The organism is Erwinia aphidicola, assembly GCF_014773485.1.
Taxonomy (GTDB): domain Bacteria; phylum Pseudomonadota; class Gammaproteobacteria; order Enterobacterales; family Enterobacteriaceae; genus Erwinia; species Erwinia aphidicola.
On the sequence record NZ_JACXBP010000006.1, the window covers coordinates 319,561 to 336,210 of the forward strand.

Here is a 16,650-nt window from a genome sequence, read left to right on the forward strand (position 1 = left end):
GGCTATCGTTTTTAGAGGCGGGATTCATCAGAAGCCTTAAGCTAAGGATTTCAGGTGAACTCAGTTATCAATGGCTCTTACTCTTCTCAGCGGAGGTCAACATGGCGACAATTATCTGGAAAAGTGCTGCGCCGTCAGGAACCTGCCGCAGTCGTTATAAAGCACGACGCGCTGCGGCCGTGGCGCAACGCCGGCGCGACAAGCTGCTGCTGCGTAAAATTAGCCAGCTGCTGGACCCGCAGGCGGGGATGGGGATCGGTGGGGGGATGCGTCAGGCTTTTTCTGCGGCGCGCGCCTGCCAGCAGTGCGGTCTGCCGCGCCAGCTGGAGTCGCGGTATTGTTCATTCTGTCAGCCACAAGCCGGCGGTAATTAGCCTGAGAAATGAAAACAGGCCGCACCGGGCGGCCTGTCAGGCAGTTAATCGTCTGTGCGATCGTCATCTTCAAGTAAAGATTCAATAAACGTCCGTTGTGCGGGTGTTAACACCCAGTGATCCAGCGCTCCAGGCACCTTTTCGTCCCCGGACTCTGCACTGCCAGGTAATTCAGCAGGTGTTTTTTTATCGTCGTTGTCCATAATATCTTATCAATGAACACAGGCCAGCAAGCGAATCCAGCCCGAAACGGCATGCTTTGCATCTGGCATTTGTTCGAAACCCTCACCAACCCCAGCTCGCCTCCCCTCATTCTGCTAATGACGATTTCATTTTAGGATCTTTCCAGCTTGTGATAAGTGAATAATTCTGATGTGTGCTGTTGCACAGGGAATAGCACGCCGTCGCCAGGGTGACAGCGGCGTCAGAGGGAGCGGCAGGCGCGGAGTCCTGCCGCTGAAGGCTTACTCCACGGCGTCTTCCAGCACCTGGTGGATCACCGCCGAGAGCTGATTGATTTCGAATTTCGCCACATAGCCATTGGCTCCGACCTTGCGCACATGGTCTTCGTTGGCGCTGCCGGACAGCGAAGAGTGGATCACTACCGGGATATTTTTCAGGTTCAGATCGCTTTTGATATTGCGCGTCAGGGTAAAACCATCCATTTCTGGCATTTCCAGATCGGTGAGAACCAGTCCAATCTTATCGTGAATCGAGTGCCCTTCGGCCTGCGCTTCCTGGTGCATCTGCTTAATCTTGTTCCACGCTTCCAGTCCGGTAGTGTGCATCAGCGCCGGAATGCCCATCGCCTTCAGGCCCTGCTCCAGCATCTGACGCGCCACCTTCGAATCTTCCGCCACGATAGCCACCGCACCCGGCTTCATCTTGAAGGATTTAATCTGTATATCGCCCTCTTTAACTTCGCGCACCGAAGGGATCACGTCATGCAGGATCTGCTCCACGTCGAGCACCATCGCCATGGTGCTGTTGTTATCGAGGCAGGCAATACTGGTGATATTGCGGGTGCTGACGCCCGACTCAGCCGCATGGACCTGGCTCCAGTCAAGGCGCACGATATCTTCCACCGACTCGACGGCGAAGGCCTGGGTGCTGCGCGCATACTCAGTGACCAGCAGCAGATTAAGGCCGGTTGCCGGGGTGCAGCCCGCAACGGCAGGCAAATCGATAACCGGGATCAGCTGACCGCGAATGTTGGCCATCCCCAGCAGCGGCGACTTCATCCCCGCCGCTTTGGTGATGTTGGTCATCGGCACGATTTCGCGCAGCTTAAACACGTTAATGCCGAATAACTCAGGCTTGTCTTCCTGATGAGCAGACCCCAGACGGAATAACAAAAGTTCGAACTTGTTCGATAATGCGAGATTCGCTCTCTCATCAATCTCTTTCTGAAAATTATCCATCTCTACCTCAGGTTATTATTCGTTGTTGTTGGCTTATTGGGTGCTCTGCGTGCATAGAGAGTGCACGCACTGTTCGCTATAACAACTTATCGGCAGTTCTGGAAAAAAGTGCAGGAAAGTTTTTGCGCACTCGTCACAAGATCACATCATCCGACCCAAAAGCCACTTTGGCGCTGAAGGCGGGTGGAATACGGTGAGGCATCACCTCAGCGCTGACAGTGAAGCAAACCCTGATGTGATAAGGAACGTTACTGAGGCGGCTATGTGCCGGAGGGTAAGCAGGTTGAAGTAAAGGGTGATCCCTGGCGAATTTTTGATAATTTTGCGAACAACTACTTTATTATTTTTTTCAGTGCGTTGGGTAAGGCCAGTGTGGGTCCCATCCTAGTGCTGACCAGGCCCCGGTCGCGACCATCCAGGCCAGCAGAGCCACAAACACCACAATCAATGACACTTCCATCAACCGTACAACTTTAGCCTTTCTCATCGATTAATCCTCATGAATTACAGGGTGAACGCGCCATATAACCCTAGAATGTTACCGGTAAAGTCACAATAGAAAAGGGGCTTATTTCGCGTTGAAAATGTTAAGTTTCATTTCTATAAATAAGACCTGAATATCATTTTCGCTTAAACGGAGGGCAGGATTTGACTACAGTGGGGAGGTCAGTCCATTAGACAGGTATCGACATATCATCATTAGGTTATCTGGCAGGTGTTCCCCGGACGAGGCCAGTTTGATAATTCAGAACCCTTTAATCCACTAAAAATTAAATGCTGAAAATTCAATGTGATAAATAGGTTTCGAGTAACTTAAAGCTTCCAGTTTACGCAGTGTTTAATTCCAAATCGTAATATAGCAGCCAACAAAACATATAAGGGATTTTGTCACATGAAAACTTCAATCATTGCTACCACTGTTTTAATCGGTTCTTTTCTGACCGGATGCTCTGTGCAAAATGATAAAACACAGTTTCAAGGCCTGGGGTTAACCTATCAGTCAGATATCAAAAAGCTTGATAATGGAGACTACCTCACGGAAGTTGAAGCGGCTCCTGCTGCAGGTCGCATACAAGGTGCTGTTGGCACTGCAAATAAAAAAGCTTCTGACTTTTGCCGGGTTCAAAACAAATCAATGAAAGAGGTCAAAACGGATATCGATACACACTTGCTGGTTAATGGCGTGGCTCGCCTGACTTTCAAATGCGTCTAAATATCGCCAAGCTTCATTGCTTTAGATAAGACCTGGAGAGCCATTGTGAAGGTGGCTCTCTAACACCACATAAATGTATTTATGCTGCTTTATCTTCCATTAGCCGCTATAACCGCATGTTTTGGTTATGCATCACCTTATCCCGCTAAACCTGCATATTCATAATGTACTATTGGTGCGAAAAGAATGGGTTATAGATAGCAAAGAGCACGCTCAAGCAGAGCCTTGCCGCAAGATGATGCGATTAGCTGGTTTAGATCGCGTAACCTTGCGGCAATTTTTTGCCCCATTGATGCCCCAACCCATCAAATCGCCGGCCCGTTGAAATCGTGATGCTGCGTAATCGTTAGCACCACAGTCCCGATCACAATGACCTCACTCAGCCCCTCACCTTCAATCGAATCACCATCCGGCGTGATAATCGCCCTGCCCATCATTTTCCCGATCGCCACCTCTCCGAATATCTCATAGCAAATCACAGAGCCGCTGCCGGGCGCCACTGAGCGGTCAATGACGTACTGCAGCCCGCCGAACTCGACGAGAGACGTTGCAGATGGATGAGGGATGAATAGTCGGTTGAGGCATATGCTGTCTTCGATGTAGTCCGTAGCTGGGGATGGAAAGCCCATTAGAAGCCTCCGTTGTTCGGGTTGTACAGCAGGAACGTCCGGCGCTCACCCTCTTCCGTCGACACGTCTTTGAACGTGCTCTGATAGTGCTCTATCCAGCGATTAGCTTCAGCTAGCGACCATTCATAGTTGACCAGCGCCAGCGCCGCTACGAAGTCAGCCGTGGTCACTGTGCGCCGCCCGTTTGCAGCTATCTGTATGCTCGCCCGGAACGCTGCCGGGATGTCGTCTCTTCTACCCATGATGCACCTCAACACTGTTTGGATATACAGTATTATCTGATCAGGTGACCGGATTGATCAACCGGGTGGAGCGGGGAGAATTGTCAGGATGATGATCTGGCGAGAAATTTTCCTACACTAAACTTTACGAATTCTTGCCATTGTCACGACAGATGGTAGGATCTGCCCACTTCAAAATTTAAGATAATTCAATGTATAAACTATTCGCTCGTTATGCATCTGTGGGGGTCATTAATACTGCCATTCACTGGATAGTTTTCCTGATTATTCATTGGCTTGGCGTTAATCAGGCCATGTCGAACATGTTCGCTTTTTTAGTAGCCGTTACGTTCTCATTCTTCGCCAATGCTCGGTTTACATTCAAGGGCGAAGTTACATCAGGCCGCTACATGATTTATCTGGCATTCATGGGTGCAATGGCAGCGAGTGTGGGTCAGATGAGTGACAGCCTTGAGCTGCCCTCTATCGTCACGCTTGTGACGTTCTCCGTAGTAAGCTTGGTGATGGGATTCTTCTACTCAAAATACGTTGTATTTAAGGAGAGAAAGTGAAAATTTCTCTGGTTGTTCCGGTCTTCAATGAAGAAGACGCTATTCCTATTTTCTACCAGTCGGTGCGTAGCGAGCTAGCGCAATATGAAGTGGAGATCGTCTTTGTTAATGACGGCAGCTCTGACGGAACTGAGGCCATTATTAATGCGCTAGCTGTTTCTGACCAACTGGTAAAACCAATTTCCTTTACGCGGAACTTTGGTAAAGAGCCTGCACTTTTCGCTGGGCTTGAGCATGCCACTGGCGATGCTGTAATACCAATCGACGTAGACCTGCAAGACCCAATTAACGTTATTCCGCACATGATTTACAAGTGGCAGACTGGCGCTGATGTAGTGCTGGCAAAGCGAAGTGACAGGGCGTCAGACAGCCACGTTAAGCGGAAGACTGCTGAATGGTTCTATCGGCTCCACAACAAAATAAGCTCGCCGAAGATTGAGGAAAATGTTGGTGATTTCCGCCTCATGTCACGCGCCACAGTCGAAAATATTAAGCAACTTCCTGAGCGCAACCTGTTCATGAAAGGGGTGCTTAGTTGGGTAGGCGGTCACGTTGAAGTCGTCGAGTACACTCGCGCAGAACGTGTGGCTGGCACAACTAAATTTAATGGGTGGAAGTTGTGGAACCTAGCTCTTGAGGGCATCACGAGCTTCTCAACCCTCCCTCTGCGCATCTGGACTTACCTTGGTTTGTGTGTGGCAGGGATCTCATTCCTTTACGGTGCATGGATGATTGTCGATACTATGGCTTTCGGTAATGCAGTGCGCGGATACCCATCATTGCTTGTGTCTATCCTTTTTCTTGGAGGTATACAGCTGATTGGGATTGGCGTTCTCGGGGAATACATTGGAAGAATTTATGTTGAAGTTAAAAAGCGTCCAAGATACGTATTAAAAGGGAATAACAATGCGAAATAAATTATCGCTGAGTATAGTGTTTTCATACCTGTTAATTGGCGTTATTGCCCTTCTACTTAGAGAATTTTGGCTGATTTCTCGCAATGGCTTGCATGTTGATGAGTCTTTGTCTTTTCTACTATCAGCATACAAAAGCATCGGATATGCATCATCGCCAGATAATATATTTCTGACTGGAAACCAACTAAGAGAACTGATGTGGTTCCATGATAGTACATGGGCCGGCGCGATTAAAGATGTTGCGTCTTTGTGGGAATTCAATAGAGACACTCCACATAGCAACCTTTACTATTCGCTACTCAGGATGTGGTTTTCGGGTTCGGTTGATTCAAGGTCTTCATTTATAATAATATGGGCTGGTCAGTTAAACATTTTGCTTTTCGTTTTTTCGTTCATATTTCTTGCCTGCACATCATTCAAGATTACTAGTTCTCATCTAATATCATGCTTCGTGTGCATAATCGCCTTCCTAAATTCAGAATCAATTTCTAATACCATCTTTGCCAGACCATATCAACTTCAAGAAACGCTGATATTGGCATACATTTACGTTTCGATATGCACAATTAAGAGTGGGAAAAGAGGTTATTTATACTATACTTCGTACGGAGTACTGTCCGCTCTGACATTACTTACCGGTTATTTCTCAATGATATTAGTCGGAATTATGAGTTTGTTTGTTGCTGCTCATGTGCTTTACGAAATGAGAGATGAGGTGGGAGACTTTGTAAAGCGAGCCATGGTCTACATAGCTGGCACTTTATTCTTCGGGTACATAATATACCCACCTTATCTTTTTGTTTCAAACTATAGAAAAGATGAGGCTTTGAAAAAAGCGTCAAGTGTGACAGAGAACATTATATCCTCATTGCACTCACTATCAATTGTTGATGGCACATACATCTTCGGTGTATTTTCGATTATTGTGGCAATAGCTATTTCTTTATATCTGACAGCTAGGCACAGGAAGTGGAATGATTACTCTATTGCATCCATTTTAATAACCCTATCAATTTGGTATCTTGTAGTGATGTTCTTTGCGCCGTACAAGATAGCCAGATATGTTTATCCCGCCATCCCTGTTATCGCGTTGGCATACGCATATCTTGCATCACAGATAAAAAATAGACATGTGCTTATTTCATTTGCGATCATACTTTCGGCGTTATCACTTCAGAAAATGATGGCGAACTGGAAAATAGATTATCAGTTCATTGATAAACCTATTGAGTGCCACTACGCTGATTATGACAATGTCGCATTTGTGATAGATAAGAACTATAGAATGAATGAGTTTGCAGAGTGCTTAATGCCAGATAAAAAGTATTTCTTTACCAGGAACATGGATGAAGCATTACGAAATGGGGCGAAGATAGTTATTACTGATGTAGAGTTAAATGACAGCAGGATGGAGCTATCGACTTACAAATCGAAAGCCCCTTCTTATTATAAAGTCTACATTGTTAGATAGAGTAAAGGCCCTAGCGGGCCTTTATGTTGTTCTAAATACGCTAGTGTCTCGATAGTTATACCATTCATCCACTGTTCTTCCTGATATGGCTCCCCCTGCCTGTACAGTATTACCATGACAGTACTTAGCCAGAGACCCAACGGCGATAGAGGCGTTAGTTATGATATGGTTTTCATAGAAGTAACAAACGTCATTACCTGTTGAACCTCCGCATGGTGTCCCTCCTATATCACACCTTTCGACCTTTATTGTTCCTGCTGAGTTTGATATCCCACCAATTTGCAGTTTGTTTATCACGCTTCGTCTTACCGTGAATCTATTGGAGGGCGGCAGAGTTACAATCCCGCTAACGCCGCCATTGATATCTTCGAGTGTTATGTCAGCGGTAATTCTATAGTTGCCTGCGGTAATATCGGCTGCCGTGGCACTGATTACAAACATGTTTGCCGTGTTAGATGCCCGGCACCGCCTCATGATACTCCTCGTCATCCCTTGCACGATGTTTGTGTTTGTTCCCAGAACAGGCCAGCGTGGGTCAAGGGCCCATCCAGGCCCGCTTGTATCGAGATACAAATCCTCAACTATGTAATCTGTAGGGTATCGCACATTTTGCGTGAATGTGGTCTGGAAGAAAACCGGATTAACCACCACTTGGTCTACTGTCCATGCGGCGTTCGGCACGTAAACTTTTAGGTTTCTCATGCTGATTCTTTTCCCGAGATAGCAATCCCTGGTCAGGTCTATCGAACCGATATCGGCGCCAATCATGTAAATCATGGCCATGCCGTTACCAGATGATACCGGAGCTGAATAAAGCACCTCCAACCCTTCGACATCTATTTCACCCTCCCACGCCTGGCCATAGTCACCGCGCGTAGCTATTGGGTGGTCTTTTGCTCTTGGTCCGCCACGATAGATGTAGTGGATATTCCTTACAGTGAGCTTCCCTCCACCTGTAAGCCCTATTCCTCCCTGATACTCGCCCTGGACAAGGGTCGCAAAGAATCTACATCTCTCAACATGGAAGTTCCAAGCCATTGCGTGACAACCTACTGCCGCTGCCTCACAATCCATAACAACCGTATTTCTCATGAAATTCCCGTCAACTAAAGACCAACCATTAAGGCATCTACAATTGACGACTTTCAGGTCAAGAACGCAATAGGCGTTAATAACATAGTTTCCGTTGTTATCTATGTTATCGTTTTGGTTGAGCATCTGAACATCGCGAAATTCGCAGTTTATGACGCTGTTAAGCTCAAACATGCTTTCAACATAAAGACCAGCAGCCTGAGCATTCATACAGCCACCTATGATCGTGACACTATTCCTTTCGATTCTAATGCAGGTTCTAAGCTTTCTATTGCTAGATAGCGGCTGCGAAAGGATAAATTTTGGCGGTCGGTTAATATGCTGGTTACGTATAGGCCTTGCGGTTAATTTGGCTGTATCGTTATATTTGAAAAGTGCTGGAGTTGCCCCATGGAACCCGGTGCCACTATCATCCATCACATAGATGTCTGCCTTCTTGATGTAATTCGATCCAAGACGCAAATAGGCGTTATCATTAGGTGTTTCAGCCTCGATTCCAACGGAGCGGTTCCTGAAATTTGGTCCAGATAATTGTATTGTGGCAAGTTGCCCTACGTTGGATGTAGAGAATGATTGACCTGTATAAACAACACTGTCCGGGTCAGTTATAGTAAATAACCTGCCTGAACTTCCAGATACCGTGTTATCACTGTTTGGGTCAATATAGATCGTCAAGTCACTAAAATCAAACTCAACATTGGGAATTTCAATCGCTGATGAAACAGTTACCACTCCAGATCCAAACGCTTTCATTTTCAACAGCCCAACTGTGCGGAAAAATCTCTTCAGCGTTATTGTTCTATCAATATTTTGTGTCGTATCGCACCAGGATGACAGGTTGTTAATTTCTTTTCCATTTAACAACCCAGCGCAATACCACAATGAATCTAAAGTTGGGTCTGTGTCAGGAGGTACTGCGAAAGGGAATGTGCCTGTGTAAAACCACCAGTTCCCAGAAACATCAATGAACGCATCCTGTGATGTCTGAGCTGTACCTCCTGCCGCAAAAGAGTACTTCCTCTTGAATTCTGCCAACTCATACTCGGCGAGCATCTCAGGGAGCCTTTTCTCCAGTTGGTCTGGGTCATAGCCTAAAACGTTTGGAAAGTAGAACTGCTGTGCTCCGTATGAGTCATACACTGCCATCGAGTGGCCCTCTACTGTCACAAACTTTGTTATCTGTCCATTATATACAGGATACCCTCCTGAGTTTATCGAGAGAGGCTGAGAAACAGGGGTATACCCTCCGGTCTCATTTTCAATATAAACTTGAATCTGATTAGCAGGGATTGTCGGATCAGTATCTATTTTTCCAATATACACACTACCATTTGTTACTGATTTGAAAGCTCTGGCTTGAGTAAAAAGTTGATTTGGCATGCTTACAACAACATTAGCTGTGATTTCTGGCATTTACTTTGCTCCGGGCGCAGCAAAGCCGCACAAGCCATAGCTTGCGCAGCTTCAGATTATAATATTCAGGTGTGCGGCATCCCTGCCGGAGAATTACTGTTGCGAAGTCACTTCAGTGGCCAGCAATGGGCGAACCATTGTTGCCGCCTGGTTCAGTGCCCTCTCATATGCAGGACTTCCTGGCTTGGTATTTGACAGGCGAAGAAGTGCGTTGCGAACTGGCTTGCTCTCATACACTCGCGTCATTAGCCCATAACCTGCCTCCGCTGCCAGTGACGACCCTTGGCTTACCACAGCCGACCCAAGCCTTACCGGATTGGCGAGCGCCTGCCCGGTCTGAGTAACAACGCTGGCTGAATCTGCCCTGTTTGTGAGCCTTAACACATCCATCAGGCCGTTCAACTCTTTGACGTGACGAGGCCCAAGAACATCGTTTATCGCAGGGTTTTTCCTCAGTCTGTTAACCTCTGACATAAAGCGAGCGGGTGAGTCTCCGGATTTTTCGGCAACTTTGCTGATATATGCCGCCCTCATAGCATCCTTCCCTTTTTCATCAAGAAGAGAGTATAAATTCCTGACCTCTGAAGGTTTGGAGCTGTATACCACGCTGTTAACCACCTCAGGAACATACTCACCCTTTTCGAGAACTCGCTTTAGCGCTGTGTTCTTCACGCGGTTAGCAAGGGTACCGTACGCGTTATTTGCAGCAGCGTATTTAGATGCAGTGCCGGGCCCAAGAGTGCGGCCTACAGATGATGTAAGGTCATCACTCATCGATTTATAAACGCGGTCGATGATTGCCTCTGTACGGCCTCTCATTGCAATATTGTCGCCTTTAACCCCTTCACGGAAGGCAGACCTGAGGTTTCTGAAATCGTCATAGCTAACAGGGGATTTTTGCAGATCTCCACGAAGCCCTTCCAACACACTCACTGCGCCAGTATCTTTTAGCGTTCCCAGCTTGTTCAGGTCAGCAATGGCACTATCGAGTGAGGCAATGGTCTTGTTCGCGGGAACGGTTCGGCCCTTCATCTGAGTTGATACTTGGCTAAGTAGCTCACCAGCTGCATTTCTTTCAGCTCTTACGCCGCGCTGCAGAGAATCAATTACCGCCTCTGGTGCGTACTCGCCGAACTTGCTTTGATAGCTTTGAATAATTCCCTGTCGCGCATCCTGCTGAGCCGCTCTGGCTGCTCCGGTACCAAGCAATGCACCCTCTCCACCCTGTACCAATCCCTTAGTAAAAGCGCCAGACGGCGGAAGTACATCCGACGTCATCGGCGTAACTCCCGCAGCCTCCGCCCCTGCGATGAGCTGAGTCACTTCAGGATTGACCTGACCGCGTAAAGCGGTGATACCACGACCTACTGCCTTTGCAGCACCGGATAGAACCCCTTGGGCGCCGAGGTTTACAACTGCATTCTTCGCTGCGTTTTCCGCAAAGTCACCCTGCTGATTACCCGCCTCCGCAAGTGAGCCGGCAACCATGTTCCCCGCCACTCCGAGGCCAGGTGTAAGGTAGTTGCCAATACTCTCACCTGCCTGTGCATATGGATCGGTTGGCCTATCCACCGGGCGGTAAACGTCCTCAAGAAGCTTGGGGACGCCAACACCCTGGCTAACAGCGTTAATCAGGCTGGCACCGCCCTGCAGGGCGTCGAAGGGTATGTTTACAAGTCCGCGACCAGCCTGCTCAATGGCATTCCCGGCCTGTTGCAGGAATGAAGGTTCTTGCTGATTAGATGATTGCTGTTGTGATTGAGTGGCAGGAGGGTAAGCTGAAAAGAAAGCCTGCTTGGCCTGTTCTGCACTTTCTCCAGCCTGCGGGGAAACAACTTCATTAAAATACTGCTCCTGAGCCGCAGCCTGCTGGTCTGGTGGCAATGACTGATACTGCGGTGAAGCAATTACCTCTTTCCACGCCTTAGCCATTAGTCACCCCATAGTGAAGAGAATCCAGATGAGAGTTGCGTGGGCCTCGCTTGTTGTGCTGCTGCAGGCTGATTTGAACGGGATGAACCACCGATGTTAACGTTATACTGCTGGTTATAATTATCAGTGTATTCCCTGATCCCACGTACGGACTGCTGCGCAGCCTCTGGGCTAGAGAAATCCAGTTGAGGCATGCCCTGAAAGTACATTTTTGCCTCTGCAACGGTGTTTATACCACTGGCGCCCATATCACGAGCAGCTGCAATGCCTTGGTTCTGCATGCGCCCCTGGATTCTCTGGGTCGCGTTATATAACTGACGCTGCTCTTTACCACTGATTCGGCTACGAATGTCGGCGCCAAAAGCTGGCGTTCCGTTCCCACCTGTCACCCCCGTCATGAAGTCCAGGCTGTCAGGGCTGGCACCTTCGATGGTATCAATATCCTTTTTCATTGCGTAATTTTGCGCTGTAGCAGATGAAGTTGGAGGTGCGGCAATAGCACTTGCAGGAACGCGAACCATATTCCCGTCATTGTCTACACCCTCATAAAAAGCGTTTGCTCCAGCGCCGTGTAGTTTCCCCCCTACACTAACCGTCCTTCCGTCAGCTAGCTGGACAGTGCGATCGTCAGCATCAGAAGCAGCGCCTAGCGACTGGGCTCTCTGGTAGGCCATGTCCTGACCACGCCTCGCCGTTGATGCTGAAATATTTTGCCCTCGGATTTGAATATCCTGACCTCGCGACTGAAGCGCTTCCCCGGCCTGATTGCTGCGGACAGTTTCCTGAAGGCGGCCGCGGTCGATAACGCGCCCTTGCTGTTTGTCGATGGTGTCGAAATAATCTTTGCCACCGAGCGATGACATGCCGAGAGTATCCACAAACTGTTGGGCCTGCTGTGGGTCTTTGACGCCCATCTGCAATACGGTATTTGGATCCGCTCCAACACGAGCGAGCGCGCTGGTGTTTTCGTTAACGTACTTGCTGAAAGCCTGTGGCCCCTGAGACAGGGAAACACGCATGCCTGCAGCTAAGGTGCCAATATCTGATTTTTGCTGGTCGTTGAGGTGCGCCACTGCCTGCTGTGCCTGCTCAACGAACGCAGGGTTCTGCACTGCAAACTGTCGAAGAGCTGACGTATCACCTGACTCCCAAGCCTTGGCATGAGCCTGGTTGAATGCGCTTTGGGCTTCCTGTTGCTGATTCTGTTTAAAGGCCTGAGCAACACCAGATACCCCCTGCAGCGCCTGCAATCCAACGTTGTTAGCTCCACTTCGCTGGATGTCGTTATTTTCACGAATGAGAGACAGCGCGCCGTTTACATCATTTGCCTGCGGAGCATTGGCATTCATACCACCAATACCTGCCAGCAGGCCTCCTCCGTTCCAAGGCTGTGACATTGCCATGATTGCTCCTTAGAAAAGTGACCCGAGAACACCGAGGCCGCCGCCTATTGCTGCGCCCCATGGTCCTCCGATTGATGCACCCATGGCAGCACCACCAAGCCCACCACCGATGGCAGATTGCAACCCAGACTGTTTGTTACCATTTGCTGCAGCAAGAGCGGCTTGCTGCTGATAAAGCGATCCGGCGTTGTTTGCGTATGTCTGCCCGGCATTGGCCTGCCCCTGCAACGCGCCGAGGCCGATATTCGCCAGATTCTGAGCATTCTGCATCTGCCCACTCAGCCAGTTCTGGCCCAGCGTCGGTGCGATTGTTGCCAGTTGGTTGCTGGTAGCCGTGGATCCAAGCCCTCCCGTTGCCTCGGCGCCCGCCAACGACTGATAACGCGCCTGGTTGGCGAGCTGCTTATACTGGTCTGAGCCGTAGTAGCTGTTCAGCGCGCTGTTCTGTCCGCCGAGGGTGGAAAGGTTTTGCAGCTGGGATACGTACTGCTGGGCGAGCGGGGTAAATGGTGCAAGGTTGTTCATGACCGTCTGCCACTGATCGCGCTGCAGGTCAGTAGATTTATTCAGTGCATCTGCCTGAGCGCCAGCGCCATTATCGCCGCCACCCTTGCCCCCTTTTTGATAGAAAAGAGGCTCCTCGCCGGACAGCTTCCTGCCCAGCCTGAACGCATAAAACATGGCTATCTCCTGCTATTGAGGAATTCGATTAACTCTTCACGAGTGGCCGAGTAGAAAGTGACGTCATCGACGCCCTTAAAATATTTACGGATGGTGCCGACACGCCTAAGGCCAATCATGGCGCAGTACATTTGACCGTGACGGAACTTGCTGGCCGCGTATGACGTGATGCAGGCGAATGGAGTCGACGACAAGAGCATTCTCCAGAATGCCAGGCCAATATCTTTGCTGAAACCCCGCGCCTCAGGTAGATACATGGCGTGGCAGTCATAGCTCATGGGCTGAATTTCGTGGTAATAGACAATGCCTCCGAAATTTCCGTGAACATGAACCTCAAAATACCTGCATTCAGGCCGGTAGTCGTAACCGTCTCCGTTGTTGCTGCCAGCAATGATTTCCGGGTGATTTCCAACGCCTTCAATGAGGTCGATGTTTCTTGTTGGCTTGAATTCAATCATGCGATTAGCCCATGCGTTCTCACCATATCCTCCAGCGCCTTGATACGCTGCCTTGCCTGCACCAGGCCTGTCGCCAGTGCCTGGATGTCGGCCTGCGTATAAGTTGCGCCAGCGGAGTAGGACTGGTTGGCGTTAAATGCTCCGAGCAGCGCTGTCCCGGTGGCTACTGTCCAACCTGCCTGCCGGGCGCCAATAACCTTTGTCCCACCAACAGAGTAAGAGGTTGTGACATTTAGAGGCGAGCCCAGGGTCTGAGATGTCGTGGCCGATTTTGAAACGTAATCGCCTTGCAGGGTGGATATTGTTGTCTCGGTAGCGGTAACTCTTCCTGTTAGCGCTGAAAGGTCAGATTGGATTGTGGAAACGCTCCACTCTACCGACCCTACCCTGTCGTTTAGCAAAGTAATGGCATTGGTGTTGGAGGTTATGCGTAATTCGTGATTATCTACCTCAATGCGCAGGTTTGATAACCGAAGCTCGTGGTCGGCCAAGGTTACATCCTGCTCCTGGTTTTTTAAGGTAGCCTGATATGCCAGGTCATTGGCGTTGTTAGACGCATCTGCAACATTCTTCAGGTCACCACTCTGCTGAATGATGTATAACCTGTACGCCAGAGATATGCCTTGCGGAAGAATGGAGTCATCAACTCGGCTTGCCTGAACTATGACTTTTTGCGGTTCGTCTGCCATCACTCCAGCCTTATCTGACACCCGCTGAGCGTAACGGGTGATGATGTGATAATTCTCACCTTAAACCCCAGGTTCTTTCGGATTCTGCCAAGCCTCCTCAAGATTGCCCGCTGGTCATATCGGAATGGAGCATTCCATGGTATGAGTTGCTCACGGCCATAGTTAATTCCGTCCGCAGTGGTAGAGACAAACATCCTCTCGGCAAATTGGGCCACTCCCGTGCTGGATTCAAGTTCGAAATCAAACGCTCTTGAGTTGTCAGCTCGGAATAGAGGGGTGTACAGCAGGTGCTCCTGTTGCTCTCCGTGTTGGCTGGAGATAGATTTATCCAGCGTGCCAGTTACGGATGCTCGCTTGTCGCCGCAGCTTATAGAATTCCCCTCATAGACAAAATCAACGCCTCGATATGGATCGTCGTTAAGTCCTGTTTTGAGGATTGCCCACTGCGGGCCGGACTGACTTACTGATGCGTCGTAAACAAGCACATGGCGCGGAAGGTGGATAATCAATATCTCATGAGACTCAAAACGTGTCGTTTCCATGAGCGCACTAGCCAACTCATCAGTGCTGTAATCCTGTAGAATTTTCTCCACAGAAGCGGTGGCTATTTGCTGCGTCTGTGCTGAGTTGATGATGTAGACCGACGGCGCTCCCGTTGCGGGGTGACTTATAATGGCGTGCGTATCTGCAAACTTAGTCTTGCAGTAGGTACCGGCAATTCCCTTCTGCACCATGAGCGAGGGCTGAGACTGATACAGGGCTGCGCCTATCGCGGATGTGGCGCCCGTGAGGGAAAAGTACTCGATGGTTGTGGTGCCGAATGCGACGACGAAATCTCGCCAGTTGTCGATACCTATAATCCCATCCGGCTGACTCTCTGCGCGGTATTCTGCGCTGTAGCGATCGGGTCTTGACTCATCCTCAAGGTCAGAAATAAAGAATGAGTCGCTACCGTCTTTGCTCCAGATATACCGGGATCGGTTTCTGCACAGGTCTCTAAGATTGCCCAGCTCGTATTGGATGTAACCAGATGAAGACGGCCAGTTTGACAGGGTTTTAACTTCGCTATCGTAGCGAAACAAAGTCATTGTGCCATTCGCGCCAACTGCCTGACTGTTGTAGCTGCAGGCAAGCGAAACGCGCGCTGACCCCGGGACTTCTCCGGACTCCACCCCTGCCTTATACAGCTTTGTTCCGCAAACCCGGTACACTGCGCTTTCATGAGAGTTATACATCACGCCTCGCGAGAGCCCTGCCACATCATTACGCTTTGCAATGCCCGGGAATGACCGAAGGTAACCACTCGACCCTACCACTTCTTTAGGCGTGGCGATCATGTTTACGGGCATCAGGTCGACGTAATCAGCATTCCGAAAATCCTTACCCGTTCCCTTCATCAGGGGGAGTTGTTGTATCGGCATTGCATACCTCATCACGATGATAGAAATTCCAGCCGTTGTAGGCTGCAAGTCGGTTGCCTGAACCGGTAGGCATGCGATTTGGATAACCGGACTTACATTTAGCTGTGCGGGCGCGGCTCATTGCGGACAGTTTGACAAGCTGCTCTTTTCCGTACTTCGCAGTCACCTGGAGCTTAGCCGTCGCCTCCATGCCGTAGTCCGGTGCGATGCGGCATGCGATATTGAGGATTACAGCATTGATAGCGGCAATCTCTATGCCATGTTCATCACCCGCATCAGCTGGCTCTCCATCTGGCGCAAAAAGATATCCAACACTGATGCCTGGTGATTCTACGCCCCCTGCCCACTCCGCCATCATTAGCTCAAGGTCATTAACGCCATCTTCCATCGACTGCGGTTCAATGTCTGTCAGCGTGGCGTTTGATGCAACTCCCAGCTTTCTGAGAGCCGCAGTAATCAGATCACCTTTAGTCGTCAGATTCATCTGTGGCCGCCTTAGGCTTTGGACCAGGCTTTTTACGCTCTTTCACTAATGGCTCTGGCTCTGGCTCTGGCTCTGGCTCTGGCTCTGGCTCTGCAATAGGCTGAATCAGTTCGTCAGGGTGTGCAACCCAGCCTTCTTCCAGAAAATCAGCCACTTCATCTTCGTGGATAATCTTCCACTCATAACCAACGCCTTTCCACTTCGCCATTTTTCCAGCGCGATAAATCATCTGGGTCATGTTTAATCTCCAATAACTAAG

Annotated in this window: 19 protein-coding genes; 5 read left to right on the top strand and 14 right to left on the bottom strand. The window is 49.3% G+C overall.

The annotated features are described in order from the left end of the window. The first annotated feature begins 101 nt into the window (after nt 1-101). A complete protein-coding gene (locus ID864_RS16285) occupies nt 102-374 on the top strand; it encodes a hypothetical protein (RefSeq protein ID WP_133623384.1) in 273 nt (90 codons plus the stop codon). Between the two features lie 44 nt (nt 375-418). Here the strand turns inward: ID864_RS16285 and ID864_RS16290 are convergent, their stop codons facing one another. The 3 genes from ID864_RS16290 to ID864_RS16300 all read right to left on the bottom strand — a co-directional run bounded on the left by ID864_RS16290 (nt 419) and on the right by ID864_RS16300 (nt 2,282). Beyond that, on the bottom strand, nt 419-577 hold the full coding sequence (locus tag ID864_RS16290) for a hypothetical protein (RefSeq protein WP_166643173.1): 159 nt from the start codon (nt 575-577) through the stop codon (nt 419-421). A 261-nt stretch (nt 578-838) separates the two neighbouring features. Further along, nucleotides 839-1,795 (bottom strand): chemotaxis protein, encoded by a 957-nt coding sequence (locus ID864_RS16295; RefSeq protein WP_048916349.1) that lies wholly within the window; start codon nt 1,793-1,795, stop codon nt 839-841. Nucleotides 1,796-2,144: 349 nt separating this feature from the next. Continuing rightward, complete coding sequence (locus ID864_RS16300; RefSeq protein ID WP_180276764.1) at nt 2,145-2,282, bottom strand: hypothetical protein; 138 nt, start codon at nt 2,280-2,282, stop codon at nt 2,145-2,147. A gap of 405 nt (nt 2,283-2,687) precedes the next feature. Between ID864_RS16300 and ID864_RS16305 the strand changes: the two genes are divergently transcribed. Then, the gene (locus ID864_RS16305; RefSeq protein ID WP_048916350.1) at nt 2,688-3,008 is read left to right on the top strand and encodes a hypothetical protein; all 321 of its coding nucleotides are present in this window, start codon (nt 2,688-2,690) and stop codon (nt 3,006-3,008) included. 305 nt (nt 3,009-3,313) lie between these two features. Here ID864_RS16305 and ID864_RS16310 read toward each other — a convergent pair whose 3' ends face one another. Next, nucleotides 3,314-3,637 (bottom strand): S24/S26 family peptidase, encoded by a 324-nt coding sequence (locus tag ID864_RS16310; RefSeq protein WP_191150092.1) that lies wholly within the window; start codon nt 3,635-3,637, stop codon nt 3,314-3,316. Next, nucleotides 3,637-3,879 (bottom strand): DNA polymerase V, encoded by a 243-nt coding sequence (locus tag ID864_RS16315; protein ID WP_191150093.1) that lies wholly within the window; start codon nt 3,877-3,879, stop codon nt 3,637-3,639. The genes ID864_RS16310 and ID864_RS16315 overlap by 1 nt, the downstream gene beginning before the upstream one ends. 191 nt (nt 3,880-4,070) lie before the next feature. On the opposite strand from ID864_RS16315, the gene ID864_RS16320 reads away from it, so the two are divergent. The 3 genes from ID864_RS16320 to ID864_RS16330 are packed head-to-tail and all read left to right on the top strand — an operon-like array spanning nt 4,071 to nt 6,818. Continuing rightward, entirely contained in the window at nt 4,071-4,430 is a 360-nt protein-coding gene (locus ID864_RS16320) for a GtrA family protein (RefSeq protein WP_191150094.1), read from the top strand. After that, a complete protein-coding gene (locus ID864_RS16325) occupies nt 4,427-5,347 on the top strand; it encodes a glycosyltransferase family 2 protein (protein WP_191150095.1) in 921 nt (306 codons plus the stop codon). Before ID864_RS16320 ends, ID864_RS16325 begins: the two co-directional genes overlap by 4 nt. After that, nucleotides 5,337-6,818 (top strand): hypothetical protein, encoded by a 1,482-nt coding sequence (locus tag ID864_RS16330; protein ID WP_191150096.1) that lies wholly within the window; start codon nt 5,337-5,339, stop codon nt 6,816-6,818. Before ID864_RS16325 ends, ID864_RS16330 begins: the two co-directional genes overlap by 11 nt. A gap of 21 nt (nt 6,819-6,839) precedes the next feature. Here ID864_RS16330 and ID864_RS16335 read toward each other — a convergent pair whose 3' ends face one another. From ID864_RS16335 to ID864_RS16375, 9 genes are all read right to left on the bottom strand, one after another. Further along, nucleotides 6,840-9,323 (bottom strand): phage head-binding domain-containing protein, encoded by a 2,484-nt coding sequence (locus ID864_RS16335; RefSeq protein WP_191150097.1) that lies wholly within the window; start codon nt 9,321-9,323, stop codon nt 6,840-6,842. A gap of 93 nt (nt 9,324-9,416) precedes the next feature. Further along, on the bottom strand, nt 9,417-11,255 hold the full coding sequence (locus tag ID864_RS16340) for a DNA transfer protein (protein ID WP_191150098.1): 1,839 nt from the start codon (nt 11,253-11,255) through the stop codon (nt 9,417-9,419). Beyond that, nucleotides 11,255-12,661, bottom strand: a complete 1,407-nt coding sequence (locus ID864_RS16345; RefSeq protein WP_396018889.1) for a phage DNA ejection protein — start codon at nt 12,659-12,661, stop codon at nt 11,255-11,257. Before ID864_RS16345 ends, ID864_RS16340 begins: the two co-directional genes overlap by 1 nt. A 6-nt stretch (nt 12,662-12,667) precedes the next feature. Continuing rightward, the gene (locus tag ID864_RS16350; RefSeq protein ID WP_191150099.1) at nt 12,668-13,339 is read right to left on the bottom strand and encodes a DNA transfer protein; all 672 of its coding nucleotides are present in this window, start codon (nt 13,337-13,339) and stop codon (nt 12,668-12,670) included. A 2-nt stretch (nt 13,340-13,341) separates the two neighbouring features. Then, nucleotides 13,342-13,797: a DUF2824 family protein gene (locus tag ID864_RS16355; RefSeq protein ID WP_191150100.1), complete on the bottom strand. Its 456-nt coding sequence runs from the start codon at nt 13,795-13,797 to the stop codon at nt 13,342-13,344. Further along, the gene (locus ID864_RS16360) at nt 13,794-14,486 is read right to left on the bottom strand and encodes a phage tail protein (RefSeq protein ID WP_191150101.1); all 693 of its coding nucleotides are present in this window, start codon (nt 14,484-14,486) and stop codon (nt 13,794-13,796) included. The genes ID864_RS16355 and ID864_RS16360 overlap by 4 nt, the downstream gene beginning before the upstream one ends. After that, the gene (locus ID864_RS16365; RefSeq protein ID WP_191150102.1) at nt 14,486-15,907 is read right to left on the bottom strand and encodes a packaged DNA stabilization protein; all 1,422 of its coding nucleotides are present in this window, start codon (nt 15,905-15,907) and stop codon (nt 14,486-14,488) included. Before ID864_RS16365 ends, ID864_RS16360 begins: the two co-directional genes overlap by 1 nt. Further along, nucleotides 15,867-16,391: a packaged DNA stabilization gp4 family protein gene (locus ID864_RS16370; RefSeq protein WP_191150103.1), complete on the bottom strand. Its 525-nt coding sequence runs from the start codon at nt 16,389-16,391 to the stop codon at nt 15,867-15,869. The genes ID864_RS16365 and ID864_RS16370 overlap by 41 nt, the downstream gene beginning before the upstream one ends. After that, a complete protein-coding gene (locus ID864_RS16375; RefSeq protein ID WP_191150104.1) occupies nt 16,375-16,629 on the bottom strand; it encodes a hypothetical protein in 255 nt (84 codons plus the stop codon). The genes ID864_RS16370 and ID864_RS16375 overlap by 17 nt, the downstream gene beginning before the upstream one ends. Nucleotides 16,630-16,650 lie beyond the last annotated feature (21 nt).

Coding starts and splice junctions, on each gene's coding strand:
- ID864_RS16355 (WP_191150100.1), bottom strand. CDS start 13,797: ATGATTGAATTCAAGCCAACAAGAAACATCGACCTCATTGAAGGCGTT.
- ID864_RS16305 (WP_048916350.1), top strand. CDS start 2,688: ATGAAAACTTCAATCATTGCTACCACTGTTTTAATCGGTTCTTTTCTG.
- ID864_RS16360 (WP_191150101.1), bottom strand. CDS start 14,486: ATGGCAGACGAACCGCAAAAAGTCATAGTTCAGGCAAGCCGAGTTGAT.
- ID864_RS16315 (WP_191150093.1), bottom strand. CDS start 3,879: ATGGGTAGAAGAGACGACATCCCGGCAGCGTTCCGGGCGAGCATACAG.
- ID864_RS16370 (WP_191150103.1), bottom strand. CDS start 16,391: ATGAATCTGACGACTAAAGGTGATCTGATTACTGCGGCTCTCAGAAAG.
- ID864_RS16295 (WP_048916349.1), bottom strand. CDS start 1,795: ATGGATAATTTTCAGAAAGAGATTGATGAGAGAGCGAATCTCGCATTA.
- ID864_RS16300 (WP_180276764.1), bottom strand. CDS start 2,282: ATGAGAAAGGCTAAAGTTGTACGGTTGATGGAAGTGTCATTGATTGTG.
- ID864_RS16335 (WP_191150097.1), bottom strand. CDS start 9,323: ATGCCAGAAATCACAGCTAATGTTGTTGTAAGCATGCCAAATCAACTT.
- ID864_RS16290 (WP_166643173.1), bottom strand. CDS start 577: ATGGACAACGACGATAAAAAAACACCTGCTGAATTACCTGGCAGTGCA.
- ID864_RS16330 (WP_191150096.1), top strand. CDS start 5,337: ATGCGAAATAAATTATCGCTGAGTATAGTGTTTTCATACCTGTTAATT.
- ID864_RS16310 (WP_191150092.1), bottom strand. CDS start 3,637: ATGGGCTTTCCATCCCCAGCTACGGACTACATCGAAGACAGCATATGC.
- ID864_RS16365 (WP_191150102.1), bottom strand. CDS start 15,907: ATGCCGATACAACAACTCCCCCTGATGAAGGGAACGGGTAAGGATTTT.
- ID864_RS16285 (WP_133623384.1), top strand. CDS start 102: ATGGCGACAATTATCTGGAAAAGTGCTGCGCCGTCAGGAACCTGCCGC.
- ID864_RS16350 (WP_191150099.1), bottom strand. CDS start 13,339: ATGTTTTATGCGTTCAGGCTGGGCAGGAAGCTGTCCGGCGAGGAGCCT.
- ID864_RS16340 (WP_191150098.1), bottom strand. CDS start 11,255: ATGGCTAAGGCGTGGAAAGAGGTAATTGCTTCACCGCAGTATCAGTCA.
- ID864_RS16375 (WP_191150104.1), bottom strand. CDS start 16,629: ATGACCCAGATGATTTATCGCGCTGGAAAAATGGCGAAGTGGAAAGGC.
- ID864_RS16320 (WP_191150094.1), top strand. CDS start 4,071: ATGTATAAACTATTCGCTCGTTATGCATCTGTGGGGGTCATTAATACT.